Origin of the sequence: Halomonas sp. H10-59 (genome assembly GCF_040070555.1) — a bacterium.
Taxonomy (GTDB): Bacteria; Pseudomonadota; Gammaproteobacteria; order Pseudomonadales; family Halomonadaceae; genus Halomonas; species Halomonas litopenaei.
In genome coordinates, this window is sequence record NZ_CP098828.1 from 1,174,629 (window position 1) to 1,193,873 (window position 19,245).

The 19,245-nt window shown below is 64.2% G+C and carries 16 protein-coding genes; 8 read left to right on the forward strand and 8 right to left on the reverse strand.

What is annotated here, in order from left to right:
* Window positions 1-160: 160 nt before the first annotated feature.
* The 4 genes from NFG57_RS05310 to NFG57_RS05325 form a co-directional block, all read right to left on the reverse strand.
* On the reverse strand, window positions 161-640 hold the full coding sequence (locus tag NFG57_RS05310) for a peroxiredoxin (RefSeq protein ID WP_108131510.1): 480 nt from the start codon (window positions 638-640) through the stop codon (window positions 161-163).
* Window positions 641-704: 64 nt separating this feature from the next.
* Window positions 705-1,394, reverse strand: coding sequence for an SDR family oxidoreductase (locus NFG57_RS05315; RefSeq protein ID WP_108131511.1), 690 nt, complete (start codon window positions 1,392-1,394; stop codon window positions 705-707).
* Between the two features lie 277 nt (window positions 1,395-1,671).
* A complete protein-coding gene (locus tag NFG57_RS05320; RefSeq protein ID WP_045992599.1) occupies window positions 1,672-3,021 on the reverse strand; it encodes an MFS transporter in 1,350 nt (449 codons plus the stop codon).
* A 482-nt stretch (window positions 3,022-3,503) separates the two neighbouring features.
* Window positions 3,504-4,193, reverse strand: a complete 690-nt coding sequence (locus NFG57_RS05325) for a murein L,D-transpeptidase catalytic domain family protein (protein ID WP_231498486.1) — start codon at window positions 4,191-4,193, stop codon at window positions 3,504-3,506.
* A gap of 281 nt (window positions 4,194-4,474) precedes the next feature.
* Between NFG57_RS05325 and NFG57_RS05330 the strand changes: the two genes are divergently transcribed.
* Window positions 4,475-6,181, forward strand: a complete 1,707-nt coding sequence (locus NFG57_RS05330) for a L,D-transpeptidase family protein (protein ID WP_348815562.1) — start codon at window positions 4,475-4,477, stop codon at window positions 6,179-6,181.
* Between the two features lie 177 nt (window positions 6,182-6,358).
* On the forward strand, window positions 6,359-7,417 hold the full coding sequence (locus tag NFG57_RS05335; protein ID WP_045992596.1) for a spermidine/putrescine ABC transporter substrate-binding protein: 1,059 nt from the start codon (window positions 6,359-6,361) through the stop codon (window positions 7,415-7,417).
* Window positions 7,418-7,535: 118 nt separating this feature from the next.
* Here NFG57_RS05335 and NFG57_RS05340 read toward each other — a convergent pair whose 3' ends face one another.
* The 4 genes from NFG57_RS05340 to NFG57_RS05355 form a co-directional block, all read right to left on the reverse strand.
* Window positions 7,536-9,875 (reverse strand): molybdopterin cofactor-binding domain-containing protein, encoded by a 2,340-nt coding sequence (locus NFG57_RS05340; protein WP_348815563.1) that lies wholly within the window; start codon window positions 9,873-9,875, stop codon window positions 7,536-7,538.
* The gene (locus NFG57_RS05345; RefSeq protein WP_045992594.1) at window positions 9,872-10,336 is read right to left on the reverse strand and encodes a (2Fe-2S)-binding protein; all 465 of its coding nucleotides are present in this window, start codon (window positions 10,334-10,336) and stop codon (window positions 9,872-9,874) included. The genes NFG57_RS05340 and NFG57_RS05345 overlap by 4 nt, the downstream gene beginning before the upstream one ends.
* Window positions 10,337-10,793: 457 nt before the next feature.
* A complete protein-coding gene (locus tag NFG57_RS05350; protein WP_348815565.1) occupies window positions 10,794-11,318 on the reverse strand; it encodes an invasion associated locus B family protein in 525 nt (174 codons plus the stop codon).
* A gap of 240 nt (window positions 11,319-11,558) precedes the next feature.
* A complete protein-coding gene (locus NFG57_RS05355) occupies window positions 11,559-12,353 on the reverse strand; it encodes an arylamine N-acetyltransferase (protein ID WP_348815567.1) in 795 nt (264 codons plus the stop codon).
* Window positions 12,354-12,525: 172 nt separating this feature from the next.
* On the opposite strand from NFG57_RS05355, the gene NFG57_RS05360 reads away from it, so the two are divergent.
* From NFG57_RS05360 to NFG57_RS05385, 6 genes are all read left to right on the forward strand, one after another.
* A complete protein-coding gene (locus NFG57_RS05360) occupies window positions 12,526-13,047 on the forward strand; it encodes a YgjV family protein (RefSeq protein ID WP_108131516.1) in 522 nt (173 codons plus the stop codon).
* A 104-nt stretch (window positions 13,048-13,151) separates the two neighbouring features.
* Complete coding sequence (locus NFG57_RS05365) at window positions 13,152-13,607, forward strand: arsenate reductase ArsC (protein ID WP_308812402.1); 456 nt, start codon at window positions 13,152-13,154, stop codon at window positions 13,605-13,607.
* 72 nt (window positions 13,608-13,679) lie between these two features.
* The gene (locus tag NFG57_RS05370; RefSeq protein ID WP_253028663.1) at window positions 13,680-14,696 is read left to right on the forward strand and encodes an ArsJ-associated glyceraldehyde-3-phosphate dehydrogenase; all 1,017 of its coding nucleotides are present in this window, start codon (window positions 13,680-13,682) and stop codon (window positions 14,694-14,696) included.
* Window positions 14,689-15,951 (forward strand): organoarsenical effux MFS transporter ArsJ, encoded by a 1,263-nt coding sequence (gene arsJ / locus NFG57_RS05375; RefSeq protein WP_348815568.1) that lies wholly within the window; start codon window positions 14,689-14,691, stop codon window positions 15,949-15,951. Before NFG57_RS05370 ends, arsJ begins: the two co-directional genes overlap by 8 nt.
* 239 nt (window positions 15,952-16,190) lie before the next feature.
* Window positions 16,191-16,544: a metalloregulator ArsR/SmtB family transcription factor gene (locus tag NFG57_RS05380; RefSeq protein ID WP_348815570.1), complete on the forward strand. Its 354-nt coding sequence runs from the start codon at window positions 16,191-16,193 to the stop codon at window positions 16,542-16,544.
* A gap of 180 nt (window positions 16,545-16,724) precedes the next feature.
* Complete coding sequence (locus tag NFG57_RS05385; RefSeq protein WP_348815572.1) at window positions 16,725-19,076, forward strand: glucose/quinate/shikimate family membrane-bound PQQ-dependent dehydrogenase; 2,352 nt, start codon at window positions 16,725-16,727, stop codon at window positions 19,074-19,076.
* The last annotated feature ends 169 nt before the right edge of the window (window positions 19,077-19,245 follow it).

A 19,245-nucleotide genomic window follows, 5' to 3' on the forward strand; every position in this document is an offset into this window, starting at 1 on the left:
GCCAGGCTTTATACGAAGAGCCAGCGAGCGATGGTTAGACAAGGCAAAAATCGGTGAGAAAGCGCAGTTTACCGGGTGTAAATGAGCATGTTGACCGGGCTGGCGCACCAGCCGGTTTTTAACGCCGTATTACCGAGCGCAGGCACTTTTCGTACAAGCCTTAGAGCCTGGCCAGTACCGTCTCGGCACTGGACGCCTCGATCACGCCGCGTTCGGTGTCGACGCCCAGATACTCGACCACGCCGTCGTTGACGATCATCGCGTAGCGCAGGCTGCGCACGCCCATGCCTGCGGTACTGGCATCCTTGTCCATGCCGATGGCTCGGGTGAAATCGGCGTTACCGTCGGCCAGCATGGTGATCGCTTCGGCGTTCTGGTCCTTCTGCCAGGCGCCCATGACGAAGGCGTCGTTGACCGCCAGGCAGGCGACCGCATCGGCCTTTTCCAGCAGCTTGTCGGCGTTGACCACGAAGCCGGGCATATGGGTGTTGGAACAGCCCGGAGTGAAGGCGCCGGGGACAGCGAACAGCACCACCTTGCGTCCCGAAAAGAAGGCGTCGGTGGTCAGTGACTCTGGACCCTTGTCGCCGTTGGTAAAGAGGGTCACGTCGGGCAGGCGTTCGCCGGTAGCAATGGTCATGAGGTCTCCATCAGGGTGTGGTGAAATCGCGTCGGTGATGGTGGTGTCCGAAGAGTGAAGACGCTCACTCTTCCAGCGGTGGCGTGGGACGCACCAGGATCTCGTTGACGTCGACATGGTGAGGCTGGGAGATGGCGTACATCACGGCGTTGGCGACGTCGCGATCTTCCAGAGCATGTTCCGGTGGTTCATCGAAGAAGGGGGTGTTGACCATGCCGGGCTCGATGAGCGTGACTCGGATCCCGCTGCCGCGCAGTTCCTCGCGCAGGTTGTAGCCGATGCCGGAGACCGCCCACTTGGTGGCACCGTACATGGAGCCGGGGATGGTGGTACGCCCCGCTGCCGAGCCGGTCAGCAGGATGTGTCCGTGGCTACGCCTGAGCTCGGGCAGGCAGGCCTGGATGGTCAGCCCCAACCCGTACACGTTGGTCATCAGCATCGACTTCCAGCTTTCCGGGTCGGCCTCGCTGAAGCCGCCGGGAGAGCCACCACGTCCGGCGTTGGCGAACACCGCGTCGAGACGACCAAAACGCTCGAGCGTCTCGTCCACCATGGTCTTCTGGGCCTCGAGGTCGGTCACGTCGACACCGACCGTCAGCACGTTCTCCGGCCCCAGCTCCTGAGCCAGGGCCTCGAGTCCATCCTTCGAACGGGCCGCCAGGACGAGATGATAGCCCTCTCGAGCGGCCGCCCTGGCCGTGGCGGCCCCGATGCCGCTTGACGCTCCGGTGATCAGCAACACTCGTTCTCGCATCGCTTCCTCCTGGTCTCTCGGTGACGGGGCTTGACGGGCTATCTCTGTATGATTGATTCAGCATGCTCGTCCATTGCCTTTGTTGCAATCCTTCGGGCGGCGTCTGCGACTTTCAAGGGGCATCTTTTCCCGGATATCCGGCAGCAGAAAGGATGAGTCCTGTCGGAAATCGGCGGACGGACCTGCACTGGAGGGGCTCGTCAGGCTGGGCCCGATACGAGAAGGCCCGGCAGGATGCCGGGCCCAGCTCGTCTTGCCAGGGGTCGCAACAGCGGACTCAGCGCAGCGACAGCGCGCCCCTTGTCTCGCCTGAGGCCGCCTGTTCGTAGGCGGCGGCTTCTTCGGCTTCGACCTCGGGGCTGAAGCGCACCAGCAGCGCGCACAGCGAGGCCAGGATCACCGCCGCGCCCAGGTAGAACAGCCCCTGCTGGTAGCTGATCGATTCGGAACGGAACAGGAATCCCGCCGCCACCGCACCGGCGTTGCCGCCGGCGCCAACGATACCGGCCACCGCGCCGAGGGCGCGACGGTTGATGAAGGGCACCACGCCGAAGGTGGCGCCTTCGGCCATCTGCACGAACAGACTGAACACCAGCATCAGGCCGATGGCCAGCGCCAGCACGTGCATCTGGGAGAAGAACATCAGCGCCACGCCCTCACACAGCATGGCGATGAACAGCCAGCGTACGCGACCCTTGAGCCCGGCGTTGCGGGCGAACAGGTCAGAGAAGACCCCGCCCATGGTGCGAGCGAACAGGTTCATCAGGCCGAACAGTCCGGCGATCATGCCGGCGGTGGCCAGGGTCAGGTCGAAGTTGTCGAAGAAGTAGATGGCGGCGATGTTGTTGATGGTGAGTTCGACGCCGAAACAGGCGGCATAGACCACGAACAGCGCCCACACGCGGATATCCCGGGCGGCGGCGCCGAAGGTGCTGGACATGGAGCCTTCGCCGGAGGCTTCCGGCAGCTCGCCGCGTGCACGCAGGTCCTTGAAGTTGCCGTCGGGCGCGTCCTGGGTGAAGCGGTAGTAGCACAGACCGGCAATGAACATCACCACACCTGGGACCACCATGGCCAGGCGCCAGCCCAGGGTCTCGCTGACGCCCAGCATCAAAAGGCCAGAAAAGATCAACGGCATCAGGATCTGGGTAGTGCCACCGCCCAGGTTGCCCCAGCCGGCGGAGGTGGCGTTGGCTGTACCCACCACATTGGGCGCGAACATCACCGAGGTGTGGTACTGGGTGATGACGAAGGAGGCGCCGATCGCGCCGATGGCCAGGCGGGCCATCAGAAAGGACTCGAAGCTGTCGGCGAAACCGATGCTCATCACCGGGATGGCGCCCAGGCACAGCAGCCAGGTGTAGGCCAGGCGCGGCCCGATACGGTCACACAGGACGCCGATGGCCAGGCGCACGATTACCGTGATGGCCACCGAGGCGATGATGGTGTTGCCGATCTGGGTCTTGGTTAGTCCGAGGTCATCTCTGACCACGGCCATCAATGGCGCGATGCCGAACCAGCCGAAGAAGCACAGGTGGAAGGCGAACCAGGAGAAGTGAAAGGCTCGCATCTGGGGAGTCGAGAAGGAAAACAGGCGAATCCTGTTGGCCTTGTTGCGCAGATTCATGAACACAGCCCTCGCTGGGTGGACGAACACTCGAACTTGTGTGGCCTTCGCCATTGAAGGTCGGGTCCGACGCACTCGTACCGCTGGGGCCTGGTCTACGTCTGGCTCTCGCTAACCACTACCAAGCAAGCGGGATGCCTGTTTTTATTGAAACCTTGTTATATCAACATCTTGTGGTTTTTGTGCGGAATAGCACTTCAGCAGGATCGCATCATTGCGCTGCATCATTGTGCACTCGACACCGCCCCAGTGCGCCGACTTGGTGCCAAAGGGAGAAGGTAGAGGAGCGCAGCGAAGAGAGAAGGAGCAGGAAGAGAGAAGGAACAGGAAGAGAGAAGGGAGAGAAAGAGAAAGGAGAACGACTCAAGAAGATGTGCGAACAGAACTGCGAACAGAGATGCGAACAAAAAGAGAACAAGGAGGAGGCGTCACCCGCCGCTGGCTGGCGGGTGACGCCGACGCTGGAACCTCAAGCGACGGACTCAGTCGTTGAGGGCTAGGCGCTCACTGCTGTTCGGACAGCGCAGAAAGGCCGAGTTGTTGAGCCAACGCTGGTCCGGGTAGTAGGTGAACAGGTACTGATTGTCGCGAATGCTGTTGATCAAGGGTACCGCCACCTCGGTACGTACCGCCGGACAGCCGTGGCTGCGGCCGATGCGTCCGGTACGGTCGATGAACTCCTGGCTGACGTAGTCCGCACCGTGCATCACGATGGCGCGATCGAAGGCGTTGTCGTTGACCCCCGGCTCAAGACCCTCGAGTCGCAGGGAATAGCCGTTGCTGCCTACATAGCTGTTCTTGGTGCGAAACAGTCCGATGCTCGACTGGTAGCTCTCGGGCACGTTGGAGAACAGCGTGGCCATGGCGTCGCCGGAGTTCTTGCCGTGGCTCACCCATTCGCGAAACATCAGCCTGGGCTGGCGCAGGTCGAAGACCCACAGGCGGCGTTCGGTTGAAGGCAGGGAAAAGTCGATGACCGCCAGGCGCTCGGCGCCGGGGTCGGCGCAGTTGAGCGCCCGTGCGGCCAGGCGCAGTACCCCCGGGTTGGCCTTGGGGGCGAGGCGGGCCAGGGTCTGTTCGAGCGATGTGCCTGACGGCGCATTCGCCCTGACGGATGTCCTGAGAAAGTCCTGAGCGAGAACAGGCGCCGCAAAAAAGGCACTTAGGGTCAATAATAAGAGGTAACGAAAAATCGAGAGACGAGGTGATGCATTGTCATGAGAGGAGCTTCGTGACATCTCTAGGCTTCCTGTCGGTGATGTCGCGGATACGCGAACAGGCGTTACGCAAGATCAAATAACGCGATACGCTAATACACAGAGCGGAGAAACATGATCTTCGCGCACGCTAGAAAAATCAGGTCGGCTCGGCGGAACCCGATACCGACGACTCTATTATGACAATACCGCCCAGGATGGCCAGTATTGACGTCATGTTGCAGGGAGTAGATGCCATGTTTAGCCCAAATGTTCTATTGCGACTCATGCCAAGGAGGGGCGTCGCTGTAGCGCTTTGTTATGGTCTGCTGGTAGCCCCGGTCTGGGGGGCAACGGCAAGTGACGGAGGCGACGTCAGTGGCGAGGTCGCCAACGGCCAGGGGCTTGCCAGCGATGCCAGCGTCGAGCAGAACCTTCAGGATCTCGACGGGGTCGTGCCGGGTCCCCTGGCCAACGAGTTGGTCGGCGCCTCCGAGATGGCGCAGCGATTCTACAGTCTGCGTGGCCAGCGTCCGGTGTGGACCGACATGGGCCGCGTGGAGGCCCTGGCCGACGGACTCAGGACGCTCGAGGATGATGGGCTCTCACCCTCGGACTATGCGCCCGACGCGCTGCTTGGCCAGGCCAGGGGGGCCGATCTCGAGACCCCCGGAGGCTTCGAGCTCGAGGCCACCGAAACGCTGCTGACCGCCATGGCCCACCTGCAACGTGGCAAGGTGGATCCACACCGCATCGATAGTGACTGGGAGGTCGATATTGCGCCACCGACGTTCGATCTGGTGGCGTTGTCGCGTGCCTTGGACGACGGCGATGTCGAGGCTGCGCTGGCGCTGGCACGGCCTCCTTTCGAGCCGTATCGTCAGCTAAGGGCCGCCCTGGCACGCTATCGCAACATCGAACGTCTGGGGGGCTGGCCACTGCTGCCGAGTCGCGAGACGCCGCTGCGTCCCGGCGATCAGGACACCGACGTCGCGCTGTTGCGCCAGCGCCTGGCGATGATCGGTGAACTGGAAGTGATGTCCGCCGACACCGGCCACTACCCGCACGTGGAACTCGAGGCCCCCGAAGCTGAGGTGTACGACAGCACTCTGGCCGAGGCGGTACGCCGTTTTCAGCGCCGCCACCTGCTCGCCGACGATGGGGTGGTCGGACCCAATACCCAGACCGCCCTCAATCTTCCGGTGGGCTTTCGCATCGATCAGATCCGCGCCAACCTGGAGCGTGCCCGCTGGCTGCTGCATGGCCTGCCGGAGTCTTTCGTGCTGGTCGATATCGCCGGTTATCGGCTCAGCTACTTCCGCCCCGACGGCGACGTCTGGCGCTCACGTATCGTCGTCGGCCAACCCTACCGGCGCACGCCGACATTGCGTTCGGAGATTACCCACCTGACCCTCAACCCCACCTGGACGGTGCCGCCCACGATCTATCGTGAGGACATTCTGCCTCGAGTGAAGCGCGATCCGGGGTATCTGGCCAGCCGTGACATGGTGGCGCTATCACCCTCCGGCAAGCGCGTTGATCCCTATTCGGTCAACTGGTCGAGCCCCGGCGGGGTGATGCTGCGCCAGGGGGCCGGGCCTCGCAACCCCTTGGGGAGGGTCGTGATCCGTTTTCCCAATGACCACCTGGTCTACCTGCACGACACCCCGTCGCGAGGGCTGTTCAACCGTACTCAGCGTGCGCTGAGCTCAGGCTGTATCCGCGTGGAAGGGGTGGCGGAGCTGGCCCAGCTGTTGTTCGACGACTCGGACACCTCCGCCAACGTCGGCCGCCTGATCAACGACGGCAAGACCCGCAACGTGCGTCTGGATCGGCGCATTCCGGTGGTGCTCAACTACTGGACGGTGCAACCCGAGACCGACGGCCACCTGGCCTTTCGTCCCGATATCTACGACCGCGACCAGGCGGTGGTAACGGCGCTGGATGCCCCGGTCATCCTGTAACAGGCCTGGAGTATCCACGACGCCGCTCTCGCAAGCGGCGTCGTGCCTTGTGAGGGGGAGGGGCGGGCCTGTCAGTTTCGCGTTGTACAACGCTGTCTGGCTGGCGCATTATTTGCCTGCGAACCAAGCGCTTTTCAGACAAGATCAAACAACAACGACATGGAATGAGGCGAAGTCATGCAACGATGGATGGCGGTGGCAGCACTAGGCATGGTCAGTACCGGTGTCTGGGCGCAGGATGACGACAAGCTGTTTCTGTTCAACTGGACCGAGTACATGGACCCGGCGCTGGTCGAGGCCTTCGAGCAGGAGTTCGGGGTGGAGGTGGTGCAGAACTACTTCACCTCAAACGCCGAGATGTTCTCCAAGCTGGCCGCCGGTGGTGACGCTCAATACGACGTGGTGGTGCCCACCGACTACTACGTCACCCGACTGATCGACGCCGGCCTGGTGAGGGAGCTCGACGACCCGCGCATCCAGCAGGGGCGAGAGGATCTGATGGAAGCCTTCCGTCAGCCGCCCTATGACCCCGAAGAGCGCTACAGCGTGCCCTACCTGTGGGGCGTTACCGGTATCGTCTACGACACCAGCACCTTCGACGAGCTGCCGCACTCCTGGAGCGTGCTGTTCGACCCCGAGATCAATCCCGACCAGCCCTTCGCGCTGCTGGGTGGCGATCCCCAGGTATCACTCGGCATGGCCTGCGCCTACCAGGGAGCGGGGTTCGACTGCGTCGGTCAGGAGGCCTGGATCAACGCCGCCAAGCTGGTCAGCCAGACCCTGGAGCGGGGCAACTTCACCGGCTTCGTCGACAGTACCGCGGCGGTGGAGCAGGTGGCCCGAGGCGTCAGTGCAGTGGCGGTGACCTACAGCGGCGACGTGGACTATCGCAAGGCCGATTCCCCCGAGATCTATGGTGATCTGGCCTTCTTCGCCCCCGAGGAAGGCGCCCAGCTCGGCATGGACACCTTCGTGGTGCCGGCGAGAGCCCCCCATCCCCAACTGGCCCAGGACTTCATCAGCTTCATGATGCGTCCGGAAAATGCCGCCAAGGCGGCGAACTATGCCTACTACAGAACCCCCAATGAGGCCGCCCTGCCGATGGTCGACGAGGCGCTGCGAGAGGCCTCCAGGCTCGATCCCGAGACCAGCGGTCACCTGGTGACCACGCCGCTGATCGAGGGGGAATCGCTGACCATGCTGCAGCAGCTATGGACCGAGGTGCGTTCACGTTGAGGTAGCCGTCCGGTCAAGGAATGGCGGTAAAAAAGCGGCCAGGCGACCCTTTCAGGGTAGCCTGGCCGCTCGTTTTTGCGCGGACGTCACCGCGCAAGGGGGCTCACCTCGGTGGATGTCAGCCCTTCAGCTGGTTGCCCACCGGCAGCTCCCGGATGCGCTTGCCGGTGGCGGCGAAGATGGCGTTGGTCAGGGCCGGCGCCACCGGGGGAAGCCCTGGCTCACCCACGCCGCCCATCGGCGCATCGGGATTGTCGACCAGATGGACACGCACCTCACGCGGGGCGTTGGCCTGGCGTGGCAGCAGGTACTGGTGGAAGTTGTCCTGTTCGATGCGACCGCCGCTTGCGCTGATCTCGTTCAGCAGGCCGATGCCGATGCCCATCACCACCGAGCCCTCCATCTGGGCACGGATGCGCTCGGGGTTGACCCTGGGGCCGCAGTCGAAGGCCACGTCCGCCTGGTGGACGATCACACTGCCCTGATCGTTGACCTCCACGTCCAGCACGATGGCGGTGTAGGAGCAGAAGCTGTGATGCACCGCCAGGCCCTGGCCGCGGCCTTCGGGCAACGACTTGCCCCAGTCGGCTTCCTCGGTCGCCCGCTCGATGACGCCACGCAGGCGACCGACATCGATGGTATAGCGCTCCGGGTCCTCGCCGTAGTTCCAGGTGGCGCCGACGGCCAGCGGGTCGATCTCGCGCGCCGGCCCCAGAAGTTCCAGCAGGTAGTCGCGATGATCGCGTCCGGCGGCTGCGGCGAGTTCGGCAACGAAGCTCTGGATGGCAAAGGCGTGGGGCAGGTTGACCACCGAGCGGAACCAGCCGATGCGCTTGTGCGCCGGGGCCTCGCCGTTTTCCAGCGATAGCGCGGGAATGTCGAAGGGCAGGGGCGTCAGGCCCATGCCGAGTTCATAGGTCGCCTTGTACCTGGGGTCGTCCTGGAAGATCGACATGATGGTCGGCGCCAGGGTGCGATGACGCCAGCCCTGGACCTTGCCGTCGCTGCCAAGACCGGCTTCCAGGCGGTCCACCGACAGTGCGTGGAAGTAGGTGTGGTGAAGGTCGTCCTCGCGGGTCCACTGAAGCTGCACCGGGCGGCCGTCGAGGGCGCGACTCAGGTGCGCCGCCTCCACCACGAAGTCAGGCTTGGCCTTGCGCCCGAAGCCGCCGCCCAGCAGCGTCTGGTTGACCTTGACGCTGGCGCCGTCGATGCCGAGCTGCTCGGCGATCTGGTCGCGGGCGCTCTGCGGGTCCTGCACCGGCGCCCAGGTCTCGGCACCGTCTGCGCTTACCCGGGCGATGGCCACCGGTGGTTCCATGGTGGCATGGGCCAGGTGAGGCATGTAGTAGGTGGCGCTGTGGCGGGACTCGGCGTCGGCCAGCGCCGCCTCGATATCGCCGCTGGCCCTGAGCACCTTGCCGGGGGAATCGGCGCGCTGCTCGAGCATCTCGCGGTAGCTTTTGGTGTCGTAGCCGGCGTTGGCGTCGAGCCCTTCGGTATTCCACTGGATCTTGAGCGCCTTGCGTCCTTCGATGGCCGCCCAGGTGTTGTCGGCGATCACCCCCACGCCGCCGAGCGGGTGGAACGACGACGGCTGGGAGGTGCCCTCGAGCCTGACGGTCTTGATCACCCCGGGAATCTTGAGTGTCTCGCTGTCATCGACGCTGGCGACGCTTGCACCCAGCACATCGGGGCGCGCGATCACCGCGTAGGCCATGTCCGGCAGGCGCATGTCGCCGCCGTAGACGGCCTTGCCGCTGACGATGTCCTCTCCGTCCACCGCAGGGGCGCGCTCGAGGTTGCCGTTATCACTGTCGTGGCTGGGGCCGAGGGACTTGCCGATCAGTCGCCATTCGCTTTCTGGCTTGAGCGAGAGGGTGTCTCGAGAGGGGATATCGAGCTCCCTGGCCGCCGCCGCCAGCTCGCCGAAGCCGAGTTCGCGCCCGCTAGGCGTGTGGACGATGACGTGGACGCCGGCCTGGCATTCGTCTACCGGTACGTCCCAGCGCTGGGCGGCGGCCTGTTCCAGCATCCGACGGGCCGACGCGGCGGCCCGCCGCATGGGATCGAACCAGTGGCGCATGCTGCGCGAGCCGTCGGTGTCCTGGTTGCCGTAGGTGTCGGAATCCCCCGGTGCCTGGGTAGCCTTGACCTTGCTCCAGTCGGCACCCAGCTCATCGGCGGCCACCATCACCAGGCTGGTACGGATGCCCTGGCCCATCTCGGCGCGATGGTTGGTCACGGTGACGCTGCCGTCCTCGTCGATCTGGATGAACACGTTGGGATTGTCGACCCAGCCGTAGGCCATGCCGGCGGCGCCGTACTGCTTGTCCTCGGCGGCGGCGGCCAGGTCCCAGCGGGCGGCTACCACCAGCGCGCTTCCGGCGGCCAGTCCCTGGAGAAAGCGTCTGCGGCTGACGTTGGCCAGCAGCAGCGTATCGACGGTACGGTTCATGCCTGCTCCTCCTGTCCGGCTGCACGATGGATCGCGGTACGGATCCGGTTGTAGGTGCCGCAGCGGCAGATGTTGCCCCCCATGGCGCTGGCGATGTCATCGTCGCTGGGGTTGGCGTTGTCCTTGAGGAAGGCGGTTGCGCTCATGATCTGGCCGGCCTGGCAGTAGCCGCACTGGGCCACGCCGACATCCAGCCATGCCTCCTGCACCTTGCTGCCGACAGCGTCAGTGGCCATGGCCTCGATGGTGGTCACGCGCTTGCCCGCGGCCGCCGCTACCGGCGTGACGCAGGAGCGCACGGCGGCGCCGTCCAGGTGAACGGTGCAGGCGCCACACAGCCCCATGCCGCAGCCAAACTTGGTGCCGGTCAGATTCACCACATCGCGCAGCGCCCACAGCAGCGGCATCTGCTCGGGCACGTCCAGTTCATGCTGCTGGTCGTTGATCGTCAGGGTTATCACCGTTCACCTCCTGGTGCTTGTTGTTGTCGATGCGCTCTTTGTTGGCGCTGTACTCTTTGTTGGCGCTGCGCTCTTTAGTGTCGATGCGCTTGCGATATCGCTGCGCTCTTCACTGGCGCCGCACTGGTCGTTGTCGCCATGTTTGCCGTTGCCTTGGCGTGTCACGGTCGAGGCTTTGCCCCTGCAGCTGATCATAGGCAATTTACCTGCAACTTATTGTTCCACTTTGGGCCGAAGTCGGCGCCCTTGGCTAAGCGTACTTAGGTGCACGAGTGCCGTAGCACGGCCTCGGCTCTGCCGACCGAAAACGCCAGCGGGGAGAGGGGGCAAAAGGAATGCGCGAGCGCAAGATCGGAAACAATGCGACTGGCAGAAAATCGACAGGTGGGGAGAAGAGACAGGAGAGGAGAAAAGACAAGGGACACGCCACCCGAAGGCGGGTGGCGTGAAGGATCGATCAGTTCTGGTCGACGCGATCCTTGGCGGCGCTGAAGCCCATCAGCGACACGTTGAGGTCCTGACGCTGGCCGCGCGGGTTGACGATGCTGACGGTGGCGGTGCTGCCGGCCTTCAACTGGTTGAGCAGTTGCGGCTGCAGCGGGATGTCGGCACGGCAGCCCTGGGGCACACACACCTGGTAGGGCATGCCCACCGGCTCGTTGGTATCGACCTTGAGCTGCAGGCCTGGGGCCAGACGTACGCCCAGCGGAACCAGGAAGGTCATGGCAGAACCGTCCAGCTGAGCAGGGTTGCCGACCACGACCCGAAGGACCGGCTCGCCATCGGCACCATTGACCAGCTGGGTCATGGAGCAGGAGCCGTCGGACGAGTTGACCGGGCAGTTGACCTCCCAGGACTGGAAGGTTTCGGTGTTGACGGCGGGTCCGGCATTACCGGTGCTCTGGGCGAAGGTCAGCGGCGACAGCGCCAGCAGGCTCAGCACACCGGCGGCACGCAGGCCGGACGCAAGGCGATTGAACATAAACGGCAGGCTCCTTTCCAAATCCATTGGCAGACAAAGGCTCGGGGCATAGTTCAACACGGAATGGGGCCTGTTGGCGACTGTCGCGAGGGGTTAAGGGCACTGACCACGGCGCCATGTCGGATTTTCTCTTTTTCCCAGCCCAGCCCAGCCCAACCCTACACAAGACGCGGTCGACCTCGGATAGCGTGGAAGCAGGAGCGACTGCGGGATCGATCGAGAGATCGACAGCGGGATCGACTAGAGTGGGGCGAGATCCTCGTAGCTCGCCTCCAGCACGATCCCGAAGTGCTCTTCAAGCGCCGCCAGATAGGCCGCGCCCGGGGGCAGGAGCTGTTCGCTTGTCGTGTCCCCGCGTCGGATCTTCAGCGTGAAGTCGGAAAGGCTGATCTGGCCTTCGGGGGTGGCCAGCGCGGCCATGCGCGAGGTGGTGAAGTGCAGGCCTGGCCAGGTGGAGGTGAAGTGATTGGCCATCTGAATATCACCTTCGCAGACCGTGGTGAAATCGACGCTATAGAGGTCGACCCACTGGGCTCCCATCAATGATTGCAGCATGATCCCGTAGCGAGCGTTCTCCACCAGTCGTAGCGTCTGGTCTCCGATGTGGAGCGGGGTGTCCGGGGTCAGCGGGATCGGTGCACGGGGCGTATTGGTGCCGAAGCCGGCGTCGACCAGCCATTGGTGTTTGTCCAGCGTCACCAGCGATACCTGATGACTGCGCCCGGAGGGGGTTCCCGACAGATGTACACGTCCCAACAGGGCCCTGGCCTCGAATCCGAAGGCCTCAAGTGCCATCAGCAACAGGCCGTTGAGCTCGAAGCAGTAGCCGCCCCGGCGTTGACCGATGAGCTTGGCCAGAATGCCCTGGGCACTGACATCCACGCCGCGGCCCAGGCAGATATCGAAGTTCTCGAAGGGCAGCGAGGTGAGCTGGGCGCGATGCAGCGCGCGCAAGCACTCGGCAGACACCTCGACGGGTTGCACAAGGCCGATACGCTCAAGGTATTGGTCGCAGGGAAAGTCCGAGAGGGGCATGGGCGGTTACGCGTAGCAAAGTTCGGTTTAGCCTAGTGCGAGGGCAGCGGCCTTGCCAGCCTTCGCGCGTCGTCACCACGCATGCGGACAGGCGCGGTCGCTTGCCTGCCCGGCACAGCGCAACAGCCGTGCTAGGATGACCGATCCTTTTTCGATCGCTTGGGGACTTGGCATGGAGGAGATGGGGCTGCGATGGCTCGCCGGGCAGGCCGTCAGCCTGGTGGCGCTCACGCTCTGTGTGATCGGCTTCGCCAGCCGGCATGACGACAAGCTGTTGGTATTGCTGCTGGGAGCCAACCTGGCCTTCGCGACCCAGTTTGCCCTGCTGGGGAGCTGGGTAGCCGCGTCGATCTCGGCCCTGATCATCCTGCGCATCGCTCTGGCGCGACGCTTTCCCGGCAATCTGGCGATCATGCTCGGCATGTTGCTCGCCACCTTGCTGGTAGCGGCGCTGACCTGGAGCGATGCGCGTGATCTTCCTGCCCTGGCGGCAGGGCTGCTTGGCACCTTTGCCATGTTCATGCTCAGAGGGGTGGCGATGCGTCTGGTACTGGCCGGCGCCGCCTTCTGCTGGATCATCAGCAATCTGCTGGCAGGTTCGCTGGGTGGCACCCTGGCCGAGACGCTAATCTTCGCCACCAATATCATCACCATCGTGCGCCTGAGGCGCCAGGCCTCGGCCGCCGCCCACTGATCCTGGCGGCTGTCGTCGATTCCTTGTGGTGGACGCGAAACGGTCACGGAATTGACATCCTTGTCTCGTATATATGAAATTCCATATATCCTGAGGCGCCCCCGATGACGATGTCACAAGAGTCCCGCAAGCAACGCGTGCTGTTTCTGTGTCACGCCAATTCCGCTCGCTCGCTGATGGGCGAGGCGCTGCTGCGCCACCTGGCCGGTGATCGCTTCGATGCCTTCAGCGCCGGTACCGAGCCGGACGAGCCGCATCAGAAGACGCTGGCCGCGCTCAAGGAGCAGTCCATCAGCACCGAGGGGCTCGCCAGTCAGTCCCTCGACAGCTTTGAGGGACAGCACTTCGATGCCGTCATCGTGCTTTGCGACAAGGCCCAGGAAACCTGTCGCGACTGGGAGGGCAGTCGCGACGAGCATCTCTATTGGGATATCCGTGATCCCCGTGGCATCGAGCGTGACAACGCCTACGCCCAGGCGCTTCAGGAAATCCGCGTGCGCCTGATGCTGTGGCTGCAGATCAAGGATCGTGATCGCGCCCGCCACCTGGCCGACGATTGATGGCGTAACCCTCTGTCGGCAGAGCCTGGCGGGTGCCGGGGCGCGATACTCACTTTCTAAAGCGAGACTTTCATGACACTACGTATCGGTATCAATGGTTTCGGACGGATCGGCCGCCTGGTGGTTCGCAGTCTGTGGCCGCGTATCGCCGCCGGGGAGGTCGACCTGGTTCGCGTCAACGATCCCGGTGGTGACGCCGCCACCTTCGCCCACCTGCTGGAGTTCGATTCGGTGCACGGCCACTTTTCGCCTGAGGGCGGGATCAATGGCGAGGGCGAGCAGCTGAACCTCGACGGTCGCGCGGTGGCCTTCAGCGGAGCAAGCGTTCCGGCCGACGCGGACTGGTCCGGCTGCGACGTGGTGATCGAATGCTCTGGCAAGCACAAGACCCTGGACAGGCTTCAGGCCTATCTCGACCAGGGCGTGCAGCGCGTCGTGGTCAGCGCGCCGGTCAAGGAGGAGGGCGTGCTCAACGTGGTCATGGGGGTCAACGACGATCTCTACGAGCCCGAGCGTCACCGCATCGTCACCGCCGCCAGTTGCACCACCAACTGTCTGGCCCCGGTGGTCAAGGTGATTCAACAGCGTTTCGGTATCCGTCATGGCTCCATGACCACGGTGCATGACATCACCAACACCCAGACCATCCTCGACGCGCCTCACAAGGACCTGCGTCGGGCGCGGGCCTGTGGCATGAGCCTGATCCCGACCACGACCGGGTCGGCCAAGGCGATCACCGCGATCTTTCCCGAGCTCGAGGGCAAGCTCAATGGCCACGCCATACGCGTGCCGCTGGCCAATGCCTCGCTCACCGACATGGTCTTCGAACTTGAACGCGAGGTCACGGTGGATGAGGTCAACGCCGCCCTGCGCGAGGCCGCCGAAGGGGAGCTTGCCGGTATTCTCGGCTACGAGGAGCGTCCGCTGGTGTCCATCGATTACCGCACCGACCCGCGCAGCTCGATCATCGATGCGCTGTCGACCATGGTGGTCAACGCCACCCAGCTCAAGCTCTACGCCTGGTACGACAACGAGTGGGGCTACGCCAACCGCACCGCAGAGCTGGCGCTGAAGGTGGGTCGTGGCTGAATCGTTGATGGCGCGGGTGAAGGCGCTGCCCTTCGAAATCCGCCAGTACCTGCTGATCACCGGCAACTACTGGGCCTTTACCGTTACCGACGGCGCCCTGCGCATGCTGGTGGTGCTGCACTTCCACCAGTTGGGCTATTCGCCCCTCGAGGTGGCGATGCTGTTCTTGTTCTACGAAGCCTTCGGGGTGATCACCAACCTGGTGGGGGGCTGGCTCGGGGCACGGCTGGGCCTCAATCGCACCATGAATCTGGGACTCGCTCTGCAGATCGTGGCGCTGGCCATGCTGATGGTGCCGTCCTCGGCGCTGAGCGTGGCCTGGGTCATGGCGGCCCAGGCATTGTCGGGCATCGCCAAGGACCTCAACAAGATGAGCGCCAAGAGCGCGGTCAAGGTACTGGTGCCCGCCGAGAGTGCCTCGGCAAGCTCCACCCTGTATCGCTGGGTGGCGATCCTGACCGGCTCCAAGAACGCGCTGAAGGGAGCCGGTTTCTTCCTCGGTGGCCTGCTGCTGACGCTGATCGGCTTTCGTGGCGCGGTCATCGTCATGGCGGTGATGCTGCTGGCGGTGCTGGTCCTCTCGCTGGTTCGCCTCAAGGCCGATCTGGGGCGCGCGAAGCGCAAGCCCAAGTTCTCCGAGATATTTTCCAAGTCCCGCGCGATCAATGTCCTGTCGGCCGCGCGCCTGTGTCTGTTTGCCTCCCGGGATGTCTGGTTCGTGGTGGCCTTGCCGGTGTTTCTCTATGACCAGCATGGCTGGAGCCACTGGACGGTGGGCGGGCTGCTGGCGATCTGGGTGATCGGCTACGGGGGTGTCCAGACCCAGGCGCCCCGGCTGACCTCGCTGATGGCAGGAAGCCAGCGACGCACGACGGTATTCTGGGCGCTGGCCCTGGCGGGGCTGCCAGCCCTGCTGGCGGTGCTGCCGCTGGCTCAGGTGGGCTGGCTGGTGGTAGGCCTGTTGCTGTTCGGGGTGCTGTTCGCCATCAATTCGAGCTGGCACAGCTACCTGATCGTGCACTACGCCCGCGCCGAGGGTGCCTCCATGGACGTGGGCTTCTATTACATGGCCAACGCCATGGGGCGCCTGCTCGGCACCTTGCTGTCGGGCTGGCTGTATCAAAGCCAGGGGCTGTCGGCCTGCCTGTGGGTGTCGGCGGCGCTGGTGCTGGCCAGCGCCCTGATGGCACTGGCCTTGCCCGGCGATGGTCAGCCTGAGCCCGCAGCCTCTGACGACGAGGCAAGGCCCGCTTAGGGCTTGTCTGAAAAGTGCCTACGCTCGGTAATACGGCGTTAAAAATCGGATCAACATGCTCATTTACACCCCGTAAACTGCGCTGTCTCACCGATTTTTGCCTTGTCTAACCTTCGCTCGCCGACTTTTCGGACAGAGCCTAGGATAGTCGGCCCGCGGAGGAACCCCGTGGCGCTGAACGAAGAAAGCCGCTGCCCAGGGAAAAAAGATGAACAGGCAAAGATGAACAGGAAACGCCGATGATGTCGCTGGACCCGTTACGCCTCTACAAGTGCCTGTCGGAAGAGACGCGCCTGTCGATCATGCTGTTGCTGCTGCAGGAAGGAGAGCTCTGCGTCTGCGAAATGACCGCGGTGCTCGAGGTGTCGCAACCCAAGGTGTCACGCCACCTGGCAGAGCTGCGTCGCTGTGGTTTGCTCCAGGATCGTCGCGATGGCCAGTGGGTCCACTACCGGCTGAGCGCCGAGCTGCCCGACTGGGCGCTCGACTGTCTCGAAGCCGGCGCCCGGGGGCGACGGGCCGAGCTCGAGGCATTGCACGATGGACTGGCCAGGATGGGGGATCGTCCGCAGCGCTGCGAGAGCCTTTGCTGAGACGCTGTCGCCTTCCATGGTCACCCTGATCGCCTTGCCCGGCCTTTGAAAAGACGCAGGCAACTTGCCTGTATTACAAGAAGAGGGCCTACACTGAAGCTGTGCACCGGCATGTTAATTCTCATGCTAATCAATTAACATGCCGGCCACTTAAACGATTCAGCGCAAGGACCTTGGATCATGATCATCTACTCCCTCATCTTGTTGTTGGTGGGGCTTTCGCTATTGGGGGGCGGCGCCTGGCTGGTCACCCTGGGTGGAAGCTGGTACTACGCCCTGGCCGGTCTGGTGCTGATCGCGGTGGGCGCCATGGCGCGCTCCCGTCGCGTGCCGGCGCAGCTGCTTTACGCCGGGCTGCTTATCGCCACGGCCGCCTGGGCCCTCTGGGAATCCGGCTACGACTGGTGGCCGCTGGCCACCCGCATGGGCCTGTTGATGCTGCTAGCCATTCCGCTGCTGTGGCCGTCGCGTGCCGGCAAGCGCCTGGGTACGGCGGTGCTGCTGCCGGTCTGGGCGGTGCTGGGTGTAGGCCTGCTGGGTAGTCTGGCGGTGGATGCCCATCGCATCGAGGGGCGACTCAACGAGGACGAGATCGTCCAGTCACCCGAGCTTGGCGATTCGCCGGAGGCGAGCTGGCACGCCTACGGTCGCAGCAACCTGGGTCAGCGCTACTCGCCGCTGGACCAGATCACCCAGGATAACGTCGGCGAACTGGAACTGGCCTGGCAGTATCAGACCGGTGACAGGAAGGGCCCTGACGACGTCGGGGAGACCACCTACGAGGCCACGCCACTCAAGGTGGGCAATGCGCTGTTTCTGTGTACGCCGCACAACTGGCTGGTGACGCTTGACGCCGATAACGGCGAGAAGCTTTGGCAGTATGACGCCAAGGTGCCGGCGGAAAGCTCACGCCAGCACCAGACCTGTCGCGGCGTCTCCTACCTGCCGCCGGCATCCGGCGATGGCGATAGCCTCGACGTCGCGGCGGCGAGCCAGCCGGCCGAGGCGCTGGAGCCGATCCAGTGCGACGCCCAGCTGTTCATGCCGACCTCCGATGCGCGCCTGCTGGCCGTCGATCCGGCCACCGGTGCCCGCTGCGCCAACTTCGCCGACAACGGCGAACTGGACCTGATGCACAACATGCCGTTCACCCAGTCCGGCTTCTACTACTCGACCTCGCCCCCCGTGGTGGCCAATGGCCTGGTGGTGGTAGCCGGGGCGGTCAATGACAACTACGCCGTCGATTCACCCTCCGGCGTGATCCGCGCCTACGACGCCAGGACCGGCGAGCTGCGCTGGAACTGGGATTCCGGCAACCCGGACGAGACCGCGCCGATCGGTGAGGACGAGACCTACGCCACCAGTTCCCCCAACAGCTGGGCGGTGGCCAGCGCCGATGAGGAGCTGGGGCTGATCTACTTCCCGATGGGCAACCGGACCCCGGACCAGCTCGGCCACTTCCGCAGTGAGGCCGAAGAGAAGTTCGCCACCTCGGTGGTGGCGCTGCGTCTGGACAGCGGCCAGGTGGAGTGGGTCCAGCAGTTCGTCCACCACGACCTGTGGGACATGGACACCCCGGCGCAGCCGAGCCTGGTCGACCTGGAGACCGACGAGGGCATGCAGCCCGCGCTGGTGGTGCCGACCAAGCAGGGGGACGTCTACGTCCTCAACCGCGCCACCGGCGAGCCGATCTTCCCGATCACCGAGGAGCCGGCACCGCAGGGCACCATCGAAGGCGACTACGCGGCACCGACCCAGCCCAGGTCTGCCCTGAGCTTCCGTCCGCCGAAGCTGCGCGAGGCCGACATGTGGGGAGGCAGCCTGATCGACCAGATGGTCTGCCGTATCCAGTTCCGCTCGCTGCGCTACGAGGGTCAGTACACCCCGCCGTCCGAGCAGGGCACCATCGTCTTCCCCGGCAACTTCGGCGTCTTCAACTGGGGTAGCCTGGCGGTGGACCCCAAGCGCCAGGTGATGTTCGGCATGCCGCTGTATCTGGCCTTCACCAGTACCCTGGTGCCCAAGGACGGCGCCGAACTCGGCGAGACCAACCAGGGTGAGCAGGGGCTCAACGAGAACGCCGGTGCCGACTACGCGGTGGAGATGAAGCCGTTCCTGTCGCCGCTGGGCATTCCCTGTCAGCAGCCGCCCTGGGGCTACGTGGCCGGCACCGACCTGCGTACCGGTGAGGTCGCCTGGCAGCACAAGAACGGCACCATCGAAGACATGACAGCGCTGCCGCTGCCCTTCGAGATGGGGGTGCCGGGTATCGGCGGTCCGATCATCACCGACGGAGGAGTGGCCTTCCTGGCGGCGTCCGTGGACGACTACTTCCGTGCCTACGACCTGACCACCGGCGAGCAGCTGTGGGAGTCGCGGCTGCCAGCCGGCGGCCAGGCCACGCCGATGACCTACCTCAACAGCCAGGGCGAGCAGATGGTCGTGCTGGTGGCCGGGGGCCATGGTTCGATCGGTACCACCATCGGTGACTACGTGATGGCCTACAAGCTGCCGGATCAGGCGTCACAATAGTCGAGCAGGGAGGGGAGCCGAACATTCGGCTCCGGCCCTGAAACAACGCCGTTGCAGCAAGAGCCCCCGTCGGATGCCCGTCGGGGGCTCTTGCTTGTGTCACAAGGTGGCCGACAAGGGTGCGGCAAAACACCCGCTACCGGCCATAATAAAAGATTCAGATAATGGG